Genomic DNA, 15725 nt, shown 5'->3' with positions numbered 1-15725 from the left:
CATCAGGGCTGCCCAGCCGCCGGTTGCCGCCGCAACTGCTCCGCATCTTTCAATGGCGGCGCACCGAACAACCGGCGATATTCCCGGCTGAATTGCGACGGACTTTCGTAGCCGACTTCATACGCGACGCTGGCCGCCTCGATGTCGCCGCTCATCAGCGACTTGCGCGCCTCGAGCAGGCGCACCTGCTTCTGGTACTGCAGGGGGCTCATCACGGTCGCCGCCTTGAAGCGGCGGTGCAGCACGGATGGACTCATGTGCACTGTGCGCGCCAGCGCGTCGATGCTCAGCGGTTCGTTGTAATGCGTGCGAATCCACTGAGTGGCCTCGCCGACGGCGCGCTCACGCTGTCCGCCGACCACGCCGTGGCTCAACGTCGCGCCGCCTGGCGCCGTCACGAGGTGATAGAGCAGTTCCTGCTTGAGCAGGCGGCCCAGCACGGGCAAGTCGCGCGGCCGGCCGAGCCGGCGCAGAAGGCGCACGAAGACGTCCAGCATGGCCTCGTCCGCGCGCTCGACCGTGATCGCGGGCGGGTCCGCCTCCTCGATCGGCAGCTGCAGCCGCATCTCCAGCACGAAGGCCGCGACTTCCTTGGGATCGATCTCGACGCGGATGCCGTAATACGGCGCCTCTGCGCTGGCACGCGTCACCTGGCCGGACACCGGCATCGCCACGCCCGCCTGTACATAGCACCCGGGGCCGTAGCGCAGCACGCGCTGGCCGACGAGCATCTCCTTCTCGCCCTGCACGAGCAGGCACACGGACGGCGACAGGATCCCACGCCCGGCCGGCGTCGGCGCGGGCCGGCGCACGAGCCAAAGCCAGGGCAGATCGGTGGCCAGGTCGAGGACACCCGCGCCGGCTCCGCGCATCGCTTTTTCGACCAGTCCGCGCAACTGGCCGAGAAGAGTCAACTCAGAGTCCTTTGTCATGGCCCATGGTCGCTTTGGGTTCGAGATAGGTTTCCAGGCCGAAGACGCCGAACTCGCGCCCAATGCCCGATTGCTTGAAGCCGCCGAACGGCGCCTCCGGTGCATCATACAAGCCATTCACGAACACGCGCCCGGCCTGGATGCTTGCTGCGACGCGGTTCGCGCGCGCCAGGTCCGCGCCGAACACATAGGCGTGTAGGCCGTAGGGCGTGTCGTTGGCGATAGCGATGGCATCGTCGTCGTCTCGATACGGGATGATGGACAGGACCGGCCCGAAGATCTCGTCGCGTGCGATGGTCATGTCGTTGCGGACGTCGCCGAACACGGTCGGCCGCACGAAGTAGCCGCGCTCCAGCCCCGCCGGCCGGCCCAGACCGCCCGTCAGCAGCGTAGCGCCTTCCTCGATCCCTTTGCGGATATAGTCCTGCACCCGCTCGTACTGCTTGCGCGTGACCATCGGCCCCACGTTCACGCGCGGGTCGACCGTCGGACCGACGACGAGATCGCGGAAGGCGCGGACCGCCAACTCGTGCGCTTCGTCGACGCGGTTCAAAGGCACCAGCAGACGCGTTCCGGCGATGCACGCCTGGCCGCTGTTCATCACCGCGGCCATCGCCGCCAGCGGCATCGCCTTGGTGAAGCCCGCATCGTCGAGGAGCACCGTCGGCGACTTGCCGCCGAGTTCCAGCGTCACCCGCTTCATCGTGTCGACGGCACCGCGCGCGATCGCCTTGCCGACGGCGGTCGATCCGGTGAACGAGATCTTGGCGATGTCGGGATGGCGCGTGATCTCCGCACCGACCACCTCGCCGCGGCCCGTGACGATATTGAAGACGCCCGGCGGCAGTCCCGCGCTGCGCATCACCCGCGTGATGAGTGCCGTCTGCGCGGCACTCAGTTCGCTGGGCTTGATGACGGCCGTGCTGCCCGCGGCGATCGCCATCGACAATTTGCTCGCGATGAAGCCGATGCTCGCATTCCATGGCGTGATCATGCCGACGACACCGTGCGGCACCATCGTCACCCGCGCCCCGCCGACTTCGCGCTCGAACGGGTACTCGGCCAGCAGCCGACGCGCGATCGCGAACGACGCGGCGGCGCGGCGCGCGGTGCCCGTCGCCATCGCCATCGTGCCGCCGTATTCCGCGACCATGACATCGATGATGTCCTGTTCGGCGGCGGCGACGGCGTCGTGCAGGCGCTGCAGCCACGCCATGCGCTCGTCGCGCGTCGTGCGGGACACGGCCGGATAGGCCGCCTTCGCCGCGGTGACCGCGCGCTGCGTGTCGACTTCGTCGGCCAGGATCACGGCGGTCGTTTCGCGCTCCGTGGCCGGGTCGAGCAGGACGAGCGGCTCGCGTCCGTGCGGGGCGACGAACTGGCCGTCGATATAGATCGTGTCGATAGTTTTCATGGCTGGACTCCTCGTAAACGATGAATCCATCATAGGAGCCCGGACGCACCCGGCGGTAGCAGGATACTGACGAAGGATTGCCCGATCCTGCCGATCTTGCGAGGATCAGGCAGCGGGCACGGAGCGCACCAGTTGCTCGAACGCCTGGGATGCGCGGCTGCGGTAACGCTCGCGGTGACGCAGCAGGAAGAAGTCGCGCGGCGGCAGATGCATGCGGACCTTGGCCAGCAGCCCGGCCGCGATGTACGGGGCCGCGACCAGTTCGGATAATCCGGCCACATCGCTTCCGCTCATGACGGCCGCGCGCACGGCTTCGTTGGACGGCAGCGTCAACGCGACCTGCAGCGCGGCCAGGTCGGCACCCTGCTCCACCAGCATTTCTTCGAGCGCGGAACGGGTGCCCGATCCCGGCTCGCGCATGATCCAGCGCGCCGCCTGCAGATCGGCGACGGTCAACTTGCGCTTGCGTGTCCACGGATGACCGGGCGCGACGACGATGGCCATGCGGTCCTGCCCGACACTGTCGACGACGAGCGCCGCGTCGTCGACGCCGCCCTCCACGAGGCCGAGATCGGCCTGCCCGTCGCGCACCGCATCGGCCACGGACTGCGTATTGCCGATATCCAGCCGCACGTCGATTTGGGGATGCGTCGCGCGAAAGCGCACGAGAAGCGGCGGCAGCCAATAACTGGCGATGGTCTGGCTGGCCTGCAGCGCGAGTGCACCGCGCGCCAGTCCCGCCAGTTCGACCAGCACGCGCTCGGCGCCGGCGGCGCGGGCCAGGGTCGCGCGCGCCTCGTCGAGAAAGATCCGCCCTGCCGCATTGACTTCGATGCGCCTTCCCACCCGGTCGAACAGGGGTGTGCCGTAACGCTCCTCCAGCGCGCGGATCGATGCGCTGACGGCGGACGGCGTCAGCGCGAGGACATCCGCCGCCTGCGTCAGGTGCTGGCGTTCGGCGACGGCGACGAAAATGCGGAGCTGGTCGAGAGTCATTGTTCGATTCTTCTACATGGTTTGTACGAAATTTTAAGATGGACCGAACGATACTGTCGAGCCGATACTGCGGGCTCGATCAAGGAATACAACATGAACAATACAATCCTCCGGCTGGTGCCCGGCCTCGTTCTCGGTGCCGCCGTCACTGGCGCCGCCGTGGTATTGGAACGCGGAGAGATCGCACTGTTCGGCCGCGCATGGCTTGAAAGCCTCGTGCTGGCCATCCTGCTGGGAAGCCTCGTGCGCACCGTCGTCCCGGTGCCCGCCGCGTGCGACGCCGGCGTGCGGTTTGCGGCCAAGGCCGTCCTCGAACTGGCGGTAATGCTGCTGGGCGCGTCCGTCAGCGCCGCCGCGATCGTCGCGCACGGCTTGCCGCTGCTGGGCGGGATCGCGCTCGCGGTGGTCCTCGCGATCGTCTTCAGTTATGCCGTCGGGAGGCTGCTGCGGCTGCCCCACGAGATGGCCGTGCTGGTCGCGTGCGGGAATTCGATCTGCGGGAACTCGGCCATCGCCGCCGTCGCGCCGGTCATCGATGCCGACGGCAAGGATGTCGCATCATCGATCGCCTTCACCGCGGTGCTGAGTGTCGTCGTCGTGCTTGTGCTGCCGCTGCTCGATCGCGTGTTCGCGTTGACGCCTCTCCAATACGGCATCTTCACCGGCATGACGGTGTATGCCGTGCCACAGGTGCTGGCCGCGGCGGCGCCGGTATCGCAGGCGAGCCTGCACATCGGCACGCTCGTCAAGCTGGTGCGGGTGCTGATGCTCGGCCCCGTCGTGCTCGGGTTATCGGTGTTCCGACGCGACGGAGGCCGGCGTCGAGCGCTGCCTATCGCGCAGCTCGTCCCCTGGTTCATCGTCGGCTTTCTCGTCCTGATGACGCTGCGGTCCGCCGGCGCGTTACCGGCCGCGGTGCTCGAACCTGCGCACGCGGCCTCCGGATGGTTGACCAGCATGTCGATGGCGGCGCTGGGTCTCGGGGTCGACGCGCGCGCCGTCGTGCGGGCCGGCGGCAAAGTGACAGCGACCGTCGTCGTATCGCTGATCGGGCTGGGACTGATCAGCTGGGGGCTGATCGCGCTGCTGGGGATACGTTGATACACTGGCCTCCTTTTATCCATCACAAGGAGCGTCCATGCAGCAATCCATCGTCCACATCGCACTTGTCGTGCGTGACTACGACGAAGCGATCGGCTTCTACGTCGGCAAACTCGGTTTCGAATTATTGGACGATACGTACCAGCCGGCGCAGGACAAGCGCTGGGTCGTCGTCGCGCCGCCAGGCGGGACCGGCACCACGCTCCTGCTGGCCAAGGCATCGAAGCCGGAACAACAACCGTTCATCGGCAACCAGGCCGGCGGCCGCGTATTCCTGTTCTTGAACACGGACGATTTCTGGCGCGATTACGAGCGTTTGCGCAGCAACGGCGTGACGTTCGTGCGCGATCCGAAAGAGGAAGAGTACGGTACGGTGGCCGTGTTCGAGGACCTGTACGGGAATTTGTGGGATCTGCTGCAGTTGCGGGCGGGGCATCCGACTGCGCAGCGCGCGGGGATGTAGAAAGCAAAAAGCCCGCTCAGACTGAACTGGGCGGGCTTCTGCGGAATAACTAGCCTGACGATAACCTACTTTCACACTGGTTGCAGCACTATCATCGGCGCAAAGTCGTTTCACGGTCCTGTTCGGGATGGGAAGGGGTGGTACCGACTTGCTATGGTCATCAGGCATAACTTGTACGAGCGCCGCAGCTTGAATGCATGCGTCACTCTGAATCTGGAAGAAGTGGTTTTAATCTGTTGTGTCAACAAACAGCCGAACCCTTGTATTGGCAATGACTGCCAAGGTTATAGGGACAAGCCGTACGGGCAATTAGTATCGGTTAGCTTAATGCATTACTGCACTTCCACACCCGACCTATCAACGTCCTGGTCTCGAACGACCCTTCAAGGAGCTCAAGGCTCCGGGAAATCTCATCTCAAGGCGAGTTTCCCGCTTAGATGCTTTCAGCGGTTATCTCTTCCGAACTTAGCTACCCGGCAATGCCACTGGCGTGACAACCGGTACACCAGAGGTTCGTCCACTCCGGTCCTCTCGTACTAGGAGCAGCCCCCTTCAAATTTCCAACGCCCACGGCAGATAGGGACCAAACTGTCTCACGACGTTTTAAACCCAGCTCACGTACCACTTTAAATGGCGAACAGCCATACCCTTGGGACCGGCTACAGCCCCAGGATGTGATGAGCCGACATCGAGGTGCCAAACTCCCCCGTCGATATGAACTCTTGGGAGGAATCAGCCTGTTATCCCCAGAGTACCTTTTATCCGTTGAGCGATGGCCCTTCCATACAGAACCACCGGATCACTATGTCCTACTTTCGTACCTGCTCGACTTGTCGGTCTCGCAGTTAAGCACGCTTATGCCATTGCACTATTAGCACGATGTCCGACCGTACCTAGCGTACCTTCGAACTCCTCCGTTACACTTTAGGAGGAGACCGCCCCAGTCAAACTGCCTACCATGCACTGTCCCCGACCCGGATCACGGGCCAAGGTTAGAACCTCAAACGAACCAGGGTGGTATTTCAAGGTTGGCTCCACGAGAACTGGCGTCCCCGCTTCAAAGCCTCCCACCTATCCTACACAGATTGGTTCAAAGTCCAATGCAAAGCTACAGTAAAGGTTCATGGGGTCTTTCCGTCTAGCCGCGGGTAGATTGCATCATCACAAACATTTCAACTTCGCTGAGTCTCGGGAGGAGACAGTGTGGCCATCGTTACGCCATTCGTGCAGGTCGGAACTTACCCGACAAGGAATTTCGCTACCTTAGGACCGTTATAGTTACGGCCGCCGTTTACTGGGACTTCAATCAAGAGCTTGCACCCCATCATTTAATCTTCCAGCACCGGGCAGGCGTCACACCCTATACGTCCACTTTCGTGTTTGCAGAGTGCTGTGTTTTTATTAAACAGTCGCAGCCACCAGTTTATTGCAACCCTTTCACCCTCATGGAGTAAACCATTCAAGCTACCGGGGCGTACCTTATCCCGAAGTTACGGTACCAATTTGCCGAGTTCCTTCTCCCGAGTTCTCTCAAGCGCCTTAGAATACTCATCTCGCCCACCTGTGTCGGTTTGCGGTACGGTCTCGTATGACTGAAGCTTAGAGGCTTTTCTTGGAACCACTTCCGATTGCTTCGTGTCACAAGGACACCCGTCTCGACCCCTTGAATTACGCGCCCGGATTTGCCTAAGCGCCTTCTATGAGTCAAAAACCAGCTATTCCAACAGCTGGACAACCTTCCGCGATCCGTCCCCCCATCGCATCATACGACGGTGCAGGAATATTAACCTGCTTCCCATCAGCTACGCATCTCTGCCTCGCCTTAGGGGCCGACTCACCCTGCTCCGATGAACGTTGAACAGGAAACCTTGGGCTTTCGGCGAGAGGGCTTTTCACCCTCTTTATCGCTACTCATGTCAGCATTCGCACTTCCGATACCTCCAGCATCCTTTACAAGACACCTTCTCAGGCTTACGGAACGCTCTCCTACCATATGCGCAAGCGCATATCCGCAGCTTCGGTGACTGGCTTAGCCCCGTTACATCTTCCGCGCAGGACGACTCGATCAGTGAGCTATTACGCTTTCTTTAAATGATGGCTGCTTCTAAGCCAACATCCTGACTGTTTTAGCCTTCCCACTTCGTTTTCCACTTAGCCAATCTTTGGGACCTTAGCTGGCGGTCTGGGTTGTTTCCCTCTTGACGCCGGACGTTAGCACCCGACGTCTGTCTCCCAAGCTCGCACTCATCGGTATTCGGAGTTTGCAATGGTTTGGTAAGTCGCAATGACCCCCTAGCCATAACAGTGCTCTACCCCCGATGGTGATACTTGAGGCACTACCTAAATAGTTTTCGGAGAGAACCAGCTATTTCCAGGTTTGTTTAGCCTTTCACCCCTACCCACAGCTCATCCCCTAATTTTTCAACATTAGTGGGTTCGGACCTCCAGGGCGTGTTACCGCACCTTCATCCTGGCCATGGGTAGATCACCTGGTTTCGGGTCTACACCCAGCGACTGTCGCCCTGTTCGGACTCGATTTCTCTACGGCTCCCCTATTCGGTTAACCTCGCCACTGAATGTAAGTCGCTGACCCATTATACAAAAGGTACGCCGTCACCCCACGAAGAGGCTCCGACTGTTTGTATGCACACGGTTTCAGGATCTATTTCACTCCCCTCCCGGGGTTCTTTTCGCCTTTCCCTCACGGTACTGGTTCACTATCGGTCGATTACGAGTATTTAGCCTTGGAGGATGGTCCCCCCATCTTCAGACAGGATTTCTCGTGTCCCGCCCTACTTGTCGTACGCTTAGTACCACCGTTCGGATTTCGTGTACGGGGCTATCACCCGCTATGGCGTCTGTTTCCAAAGACTTCCACTATCCGATCGACTATCACGTACAAGGCTCATCCCATTTCGCTCGCCACTACTTTGGGAATCTCGGTTGATTTCTTTTCCTGCAGCTACTTAGATGTTTCAGTTCGCCGCGTTCGCTTCGCATACCTATGTATTCAGTATGCGATGACCTAAAAGGCCGGGTTTCCCCATTCGGAAATCTGCGGATCAAAGTGTGTTTGCTCACTCCCCGCAGCTTATCGCAAGCTACTACGTCCTTCATCGCCTGTAATCGCCAAGGCATCCACCATGTGCACTTATTCGCTTGTCCCTATAACGTTGGCCCCTGCATGAGTGTCAGGGAACGTCATATCGACAAGGATTCAGCTTACTTTGTTTGTTGATACATACAGATTACTACCCTAAGTGTTCGATACATTTTTCAACGTATTGAACGCTTAAAGAAAACTTTACTTCTTCCAGATTGTTAAAGAACGAGAACTACACTTATCGAAACTCAGTGTTGCCAAGCTTGAATAAATGCAGTGAACAGAGAGTGGTGGAGGATGACGGGATCGAACCGACGACCCCCTGCTTGCAAAGCAGGTGCTCTCCCAGCTGAGCTAATCCCCCAGAATCATCACAAAAAAGTACACATCTACTTTTTTGTGGATCGAGGTAAAAATCCCTGGCAGAGCCAGATGATTTTTACAGACTAAACCCGACGATGATAACCATGGTGGGTCTGGTTGGATTCGAACCAACGACCCCCGCGTTATCAACACGGTGCTCTAACCGACTGAGCTACAGACCCGAACTGTTCTCGTTTAACTTTATTAACAGCCGATAAGCGTAGGCGCTTGATGACCGAGCTTGCGCTCGTGGTGCCACTCTAGAAAGGAGGTGATCCAGCCGCACCTTCCGATACGGCTACCTTGTTACGACTTCACCCCAGTCACGAATCCTACCGTGGTAAGCGCCCTCCTTGCGGTTAAGCTACCTACTTCTGGTAAAACCCGCTCCCATGGTGTGACGGGCGGTGTGTACAAGACCCGGGAACGTATTCACCGCGGCATGCTGATCCGCGATTACTAGCGATTCCAACTTCACGCAGTCGAGTTGCAGACTGCGATCCGGACTACGATACACTTTCTGGGATTAGCTCCCCCTCGCGGGTTGGCGGCCCTCTGTATGTACCATTGTATGACGTGTGAAGCCCTACCCATAAGGGCCATGAGGACTTGACGTCATCCCCACCTTCCTCCGGTTTGTCACCGGCAGTCTCATTAGAGTGCCCTTTCGTAGCAACTAATGACAAGGGTTGCGCTCGTTGCGGGACTTAACCCAACATCTCACGACACGAGCTGACGACAGCCATGCAGCACCTGTGTTCAGGCTCCCTTTCGGGCACCCCTCAATCTCTCGAGGGTTCCTGACATGTCAAGGGTAGGTAAGGTTTTTCGCGTTGCATCGAATTAATCCACATCATCCACCGCTTGTGCGGGTCCCCGTCAATTCCTTTGAGTTTTAATCTTGCGACCGTACTCCCCAGGCGGTCTACTTCACGCGTTAGCTGCGTTACCAAGTCAATTAAGACCCGACAACTAGTAGACATCGTTTAGGGCGTGGACTACCAGGGTATCTAATCCTGTTTGCTCCCCACGCTTTCGTGCATGAGCGTCAGTCTTGACCCAGGGGGCTGCCTTCGCCATCGGTGTTCCTCCACATCTCTACGCATTTCACTGCTACACGTGGAATTCTACCCCCCTCTGCCAGACTCCAGCCTTGCAGTCTCCAACGCAATTCCCAGGTTAAGCCCGGGGATTTCACGTCAGACTTACAAAACCGCCTGCGCACGCTTTACGCCCAGTAATTCCGATTAACGCTTGCACCCTACGTATTACCGCGGCTGCTGGCACGTAGTTAGCCGGTGCTTATTCTTCAGGTACCGTCATTAGAGTCGGATATTAGCCGACCCCGTTTCTTCCCTGACAAAAGAGCTTTACAACCCGAAGGCCTTCTTCACTCACGCGGCATTGCTGGATCAGGCTTGCGCCCATTGTCCAAAATTCCCCACTGCTGCCTCCCGTAGGAGTCTGGGCCGTGTCTCAGTCCCAGTGTGGCTGGTCGTCCTCTCAGACCAGCTACTGATCGTCGCCTTGGTGAGCCTTTACCTCACCAACTAGCTAATCAGATATCGGCCGCTCCAGGAGCATGAGGTCCGAAGATCCCCCACTTTCATCCGTAGATCGTATGCGGTATTAGCGTAACTTTCGCTACGTTATCCCCCACTCTTGGGTACGTTCCGATATATTACTCACCCGTTCGCCACTCGCCGCCAGGTTGCCCCGCGCTGCCGTTCGACTTGCATGTGTAAAGCATGCCGCCAGCGTTCAATCTGAGCCAGGATCAAACTCTTCAGTTTAATCTCTGTTTTGACACTTTCGTGTCATGTCGCTCACTCAAAATACTGACCGTTACTCATTGCTGAGCAACGTATTTCTTTTGCGTGAACATTTGATAATTTAAGTATTCAATATCGCCGAAGCGATACTGGCACCTCATCAAACGCCCACACTTATCGACTGTTGATTGTTAAAGAACTTCGTGTTCGGTACTGCCTTGCTGCGCTTGCGAATCGTTTTGTTCGTCAGCAGCAGAGGAATGAGATTATGCAGTGTTTCGCTTAACTCGTCAACCCCTCGTTTTTCTGCAACACACTCGATGTAATCGATCTGACAAGCTTAACTAGTTGATTCAGTTAAACTTTTTGTGCGCCGCAGAAGCAGGACGCGAACTATAGCAAACCCGCCCCCACCTGCGCAAGACCCGTTTCGCATGCCCGAAAAGCTGGCATCCAGCTTGCTTACTCTATGTTGCATATAACAAAGGCCCTGGAAAACGGAACATATTTACGGCGTTGATTGTTCCATTCTGGTACAGGTGCTACATTTGTGAACAGTCGATTCCCAGCACAGAGCCGCGGTCCAGGGCCAAACAGGAGACATGGAATGACTTATCAACACGCAGCAGGCCTGCTCGTCCCCGGCGACGACCTGGCCTCGATGATCGCCATCTCGCACCGCCGCTCGGAAGAATTCGGCTTGTGTCCCGATTCGCGCCCCGATTTCAATCCTATGTCCGGCGCCGACCTGTCGCACCTGGTCGAACAGAATCGCCTCCTGTACAGCCATGCGGTGCCCGCGATGGAAACGCTGTACCAGCAGATCGCCAACACGCACAATATGGTGCTGCTGACGGACGCCCAAGGCGTGATCGTGCATTCGCTGGGCGATGCCGACTTCCTGGAAAAGGCCAACCGCGTCGCGCTGACACCCGGCGTGGCCTGGTCCGAAGAAAGCAAGGGCACGAACGCGATCGGCACCGCGATCGCCGAACGGGCCCCGACGACGGTCCACGCCGACCAGCACTTCCTCTCCGCGAACCACTTCCTCACCTGCTCCGCGGCGCCGATCACGGACCACCGCGGCAACGTGGTCGGCGTCCTGGACGTCAGCGGCGACCGCCGCAGCTTCCACAAGCACACGATGGCCCTCGTGCGCATGTCGGCGCTGATGATCGAGAACCAGATGTTCACGGCGACGTTCGAAAACGCGATCACGCTGCACTTCCACACCCGGCCGGAGTTCATCGGCACGCTGATGGAAGGGATCGCGTCGTTCAGTCCGGGCGGCCGCTTCCTCGCCGCCAACCGCAACGGCCTGTTCCAGCTCGGCCTTTCGTATCCCGCGCTGCAGGCCCATACGTTCAGTTCCCTGTTCGGCCTTCCCGTCTCCGCGCTGTATGACCACTACCGCACGGCGGCGCCCGGCCTGCTCGACCTGTGCATGCACAACGGCGTGCGCGTGCGCGGCCGCGCGGAGCTGCGCCTGACGAACGGCGTGCACGTGCTGACCGGCGCGTTCGACGATGCCTCGCAGGCCGCCGCCCTCCCCCAGCCGCCGGCGAAGGCCGCGACGCGGCGCCTGTCCGGCCTGCGCTACCTGAACACGGGCGACCCGCAACTGGAACAGGTCATCGACAAGGTCAACCGCGTGCTCGGACGCGACGTGCCGATCCTGATCATGGGCGAAACCGGCACCGGCAAGGAGCTGCTGGCCCAGGCCATCCACAACGATTCGCCGCGCGCGCAAGGGCCGTTCGTCGCGGTCAACTGCGCGTCGATCCCGGAAACGCTGATCGAATCGGAACTGTTCGGCTACGAGGACGGCGCATTTACCGGCGCGCGCAAGAAGGGCGCCGTCGGCCGGATCCTGCAGGCGAACGGCGGCACGCTGTTCCTCGACGAGATCGGCGACATGCCCTACTCCCTGCAGGCGCGCCTGCTGCGCGTGCTGCAGGAGCGGATGGTCACGCCGCTCGGCAGCGGCAAGTCGATTCCCGTGAACGTGGAACTGATCTGCGCGACGAACCACAACCTGCGCCAGCGCATCGCCGAAGGCCTGTTCCGCGAAGACCTGTATTACCGGCTGAACGGCCTCGTCGTCAAACTGCCGCCGCTGCGCGAGCGCACGGACCTCGAGACGGTCGTGAAGAAGATCCTCTCCGCAGAAACCGAAACCGGCGGCACCCATACGATCTCGGACGAAGTGCTGCGGCTGTTCAGGCGCCACAAATGGCCCGGCAACTTCCGCCAGCTGACCAATCTGTTGCGCACGGCGGCGATCATGGCGGGCGATGAAGAGGAAATCGGCCTGCGCCACATGCCCGACGACTTCCTCGACGACGTCGCCGAGGCACCGGCGAATGCGCCCGTCGCCCAGCAGATGATCGCGACCGGCGCCAACCTCGAAGAGATGGAACTGGCCGCGATCCTCAAGTCCCTGGAAGCGAACGGCGGCAACGTGTCGGCCACGGCACGCGCGCTGGGTGTCTCGCGCAACACCATTTATCGCAAGCTGCCGCATTTGAAAACCTCTCCTTAAGCCGCCGGGAAACCGGACGACTTCCAGCGCGCGCCATCCTTGCCGATCGTGAGCAGGTCCACGCCCGGCAAGTGCGCCGCCAGCGCATGCGCGCGCCGGGCGCCCATCACCATGAACGCGGTCGACAACCCGTCCGCTTCCAGCCCGGTGGGCGCGACCACCGTGACGCTCGCCAGCTCTGTCGGCGAATCGCCGCGGGCCGGATCGAAGATGTGGTGATAGCGCAGGTCGGACGTGAACGCCGAGGCATAATCGCCGGACGTGGCGACGCAGCGTCCGTCCAGCACGACGCCCGCGGCCATCGCATCCTCCCGGCGAGGATCGCGGATCCCCAGATGCCAGGGCCGCCCGTCCGAGCGCCCGAGCGCACCATATTCTCCGGTATCGACCAGCGCATGGCGGATGCCGTGCCGGCGCAGCGCCGCAAGCGCGAGGTCGGTCGCATAGCCCTGCGCCAGGCCGTTCAGCGTGATCGCCATACCCGGCCGCGCCAGCACGACGCGATCAAGCCCCGCCTGCACCTGCGTCCAGCCGACGAGATTCCGCGCGCGCATGCGTTCAAGCTCTGGCGGCACGCCGTGCGCCGCATCGAAGGCGCACCACAGTGGCTGCACCGTGATGTCGAACGCACCCTGCGTCAGGCGCGACAGCGTGCGCGCATGCTCCAGCACCGTCAACAGATGCGGATCGGGGCCGTGCAGCACCTTGTCGCGGTTCAGCCGGAACACCTGGCTGGGCGGCTGGTGGAGGCTCATGAGTGCATCGACACGGCGCGCCTCGCCCAGCGCGGCGGCGATGGCTTGCTGCGCGGCTTCCGGGTCCGCATGGCGCACGGCGATGCTGATCGTCGTGCCGAACGCCAGCGCGGCGCCGCTGTGCAGCGGCAGCCGGTCGGCTTCGGCAGCGTCGACGACGGCGGTGCCGGCCATGCCGCCCAGCGTGGCGGCGATAAAGGTCCTTCTGTGCATCATGCTCTCCTGTCGATGGACACGATCGGAATCGACCGCTCCCGCTTGCGTTCCAGTATCCGCGGCGCGCATTGCGCGTCGCTTGCGTGGATAACGACACATTCCATACATTGAAAACACTCCTCGTAGTCGACCGCGCCGCTTGGGGCGATCGCGTTGTAGCCGCAGCGGTGGCGACAGGTCTGGCACGGCGTGCCGCATTCGGCGCGGCGCGGGATCCAGTCGAACAGGCGCACGCGGCCCAGCAGCGCCAGCGCCGCACCGAGCGGACAGAGATATCGGCAGAACCCCTTGTTGACGACCATGGCGAGCAGCAGCAAGCCGGCGGCATACGCGACGAACGGCCATGCGCGCACAAAATTCAGGGTGAGCGCCGTCTTGAACGGTTCCAGCTCGACGAGCTTGTCCGCCTGCGCCGGCGCCCACACGGCCGCCAGCAGGATCGCCGCCAGCACCGCGTACTTCACGCGCTTGAGGCGCACGTCGAGCGCACGCCGCACGGCCAGCTGCGGCAGCCTAAACGCCTGTCCGGCGAGGCCCGCGAGTTCCTGCAACGCGCCGAAAGGACACAACCAGCCGCAGAACGTGCCGCGTCCCCAGATGAACAGCGAGACGAGCACGAACGCCCACAGCGCCACCGTCATCGGATCGAACAGCAAGTAATCCAGGCCGCGTCCCGCGCGCAGCGCCTGCACGATGCCGGTGAGGTTGACGATGGAAAGCTGGGCCTGGGCCGCGTAGCCGATGAACCCGACGACGAACAGCAGCCACGCGCGGCGCAGCCAGGCAAAGCGGCGCGCACGCGCCACGAGCCGGCGCTGCTGCCACAGCGCGACGCCGAGCAGCGCCAGCGCGGCGACGAGCACGAGCAACTGCCCGCGGCGCGCCTTCCAGCCGGCCTGCCACGCCGGGGCGCCCCCGCTAGGCGCCATGTAGTACGCGGCCGGAAGACGATAGTCGAACGCGATCTCCCGCGTGATGCGCTCGGGGTAGACGATGCCCTTGCTGCGCGTGACCGGCAGCGCGAAGTCGAGCGTACGCGCCGGGTCCAGCCCCGCCTGGGCGATCACGCGCAACAGCAGCACCTCGTCCACCGGCAAGTGCACATCGTGCGCCAGCCGCGGCTCGAGATCGAGGTCGCGCATCTCGAGCGGCAAGTGGTCCTGGCGCAGCACGATGCCGCGCGGGACGCTGCCGCGCACGAAGTCCGCGCCCGTGATCGTGTGCGGACCGGCCGTCATCACGAGCAGCGCGTGGTCGCCCGGTTCCAGCCGTTCCTGCAGCCGGTTCCACGTGCGCGGCGCCAGCAGGTTGCGGCCGACCGCGGGCACGGAGGCCCAGGCCACCCAGACGTCGACATAGACATCATCGGGATGCGCGAGCGCCGGCGCATCCAGTCCGGCGCCGGCACTGCCCGCGAACAGGCGCTCGACGTCGCGGTTGGACATCCGCACATGGCGCACGAGGCCCGCATCCACCAGTGCCGGCAGCGACATCGATTCGACCACGTCATTGCGGATGCGTCCGATGCGGCCCGGGTCGCGTCCCTGCGCAAACCCGAGCTTGGCGCGTGCCACCTTCAGCGCGGCCGACAGGATGCTCTGGTTAATGATGCGTACCGACGCCGTCGCCTTCGAGACGCCGTCCAGTTGCCCCGGCCCGCCGACCGTGATCCCCCGCCCCAGCGACCGGCCGCGATACTGGTTCAGGAACTCGCGCAGCGGCGCCTCGCCCAACCCTTCCAGGAACACCGGCTCGTGCTGCGACAGCACGGCGACGTCGAGGAAGGTGCCTTTCGGGTCGATCACGACGAGCAGGTTCGGCGGCACGCCGGCGAAGCCCGGCACCGGCGCCAGGTCGGCCGATTCGAACGCATAGCCGACCAGCTCCGTCACCGTGCCGTTCTGCTTGAACAGCGGCCAGGCGGGAACGTCGCTCGCTTTTACGCCGACAGTGAGCGGCGCGGGGAAGCGTCGCGCCAACTCCGCCTGCGTCAGCGTGCCGGCGTGCGCGGACACGCAAGCCAGTATCCAGCAGCAGATCAACAGGCGGAGCAGGCGCATGGCCGTCG

Annotated in this window: 8 protein-coding genes, 2 tRNA genes and 3 rRNA genes; 3 read left to right on the top strand and 10 right to left on the bottom strand. The window is 61.8% G+C overall.

The features are described from left to right. Window positions 1–2 precede the first annotated feature (2 nt). From BVG12_RS23580 to BVG12_RS23570, 3 genes are all read right to left on the bottom strand, one after another. Window positions 3–932: an AraC family transcriptional regulator gene (locus BVG12_RS23580; RefSeq protein WP_075794517.1), complete on the bottom strand. Its 930-nt coding sequence runs from the start codon at window positions 930–932 to the stop codon at window positions 3–5. Next, window positions 916–2346 carry an aldehyde dehydrogenase family protein gene (locus BVG12_RS23575; RefSeq protein ID WP_075794516.1) on the bottom strand — a complete coding sequence of 477 codons (1431 nt, stop codon included), beginning with the start codon at window positions 2344–2346 and terminating at the stop codon, window positions 916–918. Before BVG12_RS23575 ends, BVG12_RS23580 begins: the two co-directional genes overlap by 17 nt. 105 nt (window positions 2347–2451) lie before the next feature. Continuing rightward, on the bottom strand, window positions 2452–3342 hold the full coding sequence (locus BVG12_RS23570) for a LysR family transcriptional regulator (RefSeq protein WP_075794515.1): 891 nt from the start codon (window positions 3340–3342) through the stop codon (window positions 2452–2454). A 93-nt stretch (window positions 3343–3435) separates the two neighbouring features. Here BVG12_RS23570 and BVG12_RS23565 point away from each other — a divergent pair, with 93 nt between their 5' ends. Both BVG12_RS23565 and BVG12_RS23560 read left to right on the top strand, forming a co-directional pair. Beyond that, complete coding sequence (locus BVG12_RS23565; RefSeq protein ID WP_075794514.1) at window positions 3436–4443, top strand: YeiH family protein; 1008 nt, start codon at window positions 3436–3438, stop codon at window positions 4441–4443. A 37-nt stretch (window positions 4444–4480) separates the two neighbouring features. After that, window positions 4481–4906 (top strand): VOC family protein, encoded by a 426-nt coding sequence (locus BVG12_RS23560; protein WP_075794513.1) that lies wholly within the window; start codon window positions 4481–4483, stop codon window positions 4904–4906. 52 nt (window positions 4907–4958) lie between these two features. Here the strand turns inward: BVG12_RS23560 and rrf are convergent. From rrf to BVG12_RS23535, 5 genes are all read right to left on the bottom strand, one after another. Continuing rightward, window positions 4959–5071: ribosomal RNA gene (gene rrf / locus BVG12_RS23555) — 5S ribosomal RNA — on the bottom strand. Between the two features lie 123 nt (window positions 5072–5194). Then, window positions 5195–8071, bottom strand: a 23S ribosomal RNA gene (locus BVG12_RS23550). Between the two features lie 226 nt (window positions 8072–8297). After that, window positions 8298–8373: transfer RNA gene (locus BVG12_RS23545), tRNA-Ala, on the bottom strand. Window positions 8374–8477: 104 nt separating this feature from the next. Next, window positions 8478–8554: transfer RNA gene (locus BVG12_RS23540), tRNA-Ile, on the bottom strand. An 82-nt stretch (window positions 8555–8636) separates the two neighbouring features. Then, window positions 8637–10165, bottom strand: a 16S ribosomal RNA gene (locus BVG12_RS23535). The 16S, 23S and 5S rRNA genes sit together here with 2 tRNA genes alongside, the layout of an rRNA operon. 586 nt (window positions 10166–10751) lie before the next feature. Here BVG12_RS23535 and BVG12_RS23530 point away from each other — a divergent pair. Continuing rightward, window positions 10752–12686, top strand: coding sequence for a sigma-54-dependent Fis family transcriptional regulator (locus tag BVG12_RS23530; protein WP_075794512.1), 1935 nt, complete (start codon window positions 10752–10754; stop codon window positions 12684–12686). On the opposite strand, the gene BVG12_RS23525 is transcribed toward BVG12_RS23530, so the two are convergent. After that, entirely contained in the window at window positions 12683–13657 is a 975-nt protein-coding gene (locus tag BVG12_RS23525) for an FAD:protein FMN transferase (RefSeq protein ID WP_307189083.1), read from the bottom strand. The genes BVG12_RS23530 and BVG12_RS23525 overlap by 4 nt on opposite strands. Beyond that, complete coding sequence (locus tag BVG12_RS23520; protein ID WP_075794510.1) at window positions 13654–15717, bottom strand: 4Fe-4S binding protein; 2064 nt, start codon at window positions 15715–15717, stop codon at window positions 13654–13656. The genes BVG12_RS23525 and BVG12_RS23520 overlap by 4 nt, the downstream gene beginning before the upstream one ends. Window positions 15718–15725: the final 8 nt, after the last annotated feature.

Origin of the sequence: Massilia putida, from assembly GCF_001941825.1 — a bacterium.
GTDB lineage: Bacteria > Pseudomonadota > Gammaproteobacteria > Burkholderiales > Burkholderiaceae_D > Telluria > Telluria putida.
This window is presented reverse-complemented; position numbering and strand designations above follow the sequence as displayed.

Bases quoted from the DNA above. Each gene is read 5' to 3' on its own strand.
- BVG12_RS23580 (WP_075794517.1), bottom strand. From the start codon at position 932: ATGACAAAGGACTCTGAGTTGACTCTTCTCGGCCAGTTGCGCGGACTG.
- BVG12_RS23575 (WP_075794516.1), bottom strand. From the start codon at position 2,346: ATGAAAACTATCGACACGATCTATATCGACGGCCAGTTCGTCGCCCCG.
- BVG12_RS23570 (WP_075794515.1), bottom strand. From the start codon at position 3,342: ATGACTCTCGACCAGCTCCGCATTTTCGTCGCCGTCGCCGAACGCCAG.
- BVG12_RS23565 (WP_075794514.1), top strand. From the start codon at position 3,436: ATGAACAATACAATCCTCCGGCTGGTGCCCGGCCTCGTTCTCGGTGCC.
- BVG12_RS23560 (WP_075794513.1), top strand. From the start codon at position 4,481: ATGCAGCAATCCATCGTCCACATCGCACTTGTCGTGCGTGACTACGAC.
- BVG12_RS23530 (WP_075794512.1), top strand. From the start codon at position 10,752: ATGACTTATCAACACGCAGCAGGCCTGCTCGTCCCCGGCGACGACCTG.
- BVG12_RS23525 (WP_307189083.1), bottom strand. From the start codon at position 13,657: ATGATGCACAGAAGGACCTTTATCGCCGCCACGCTGGGCGGCATGGCC.
- BVG12_RS23520 (WP_075794510.1), bottom strand. From the start codon at position 15,717: ATGCGCCTGCTCCGCCTGTTGATCTGCTGCTGGATACTGGCTTGCGTG.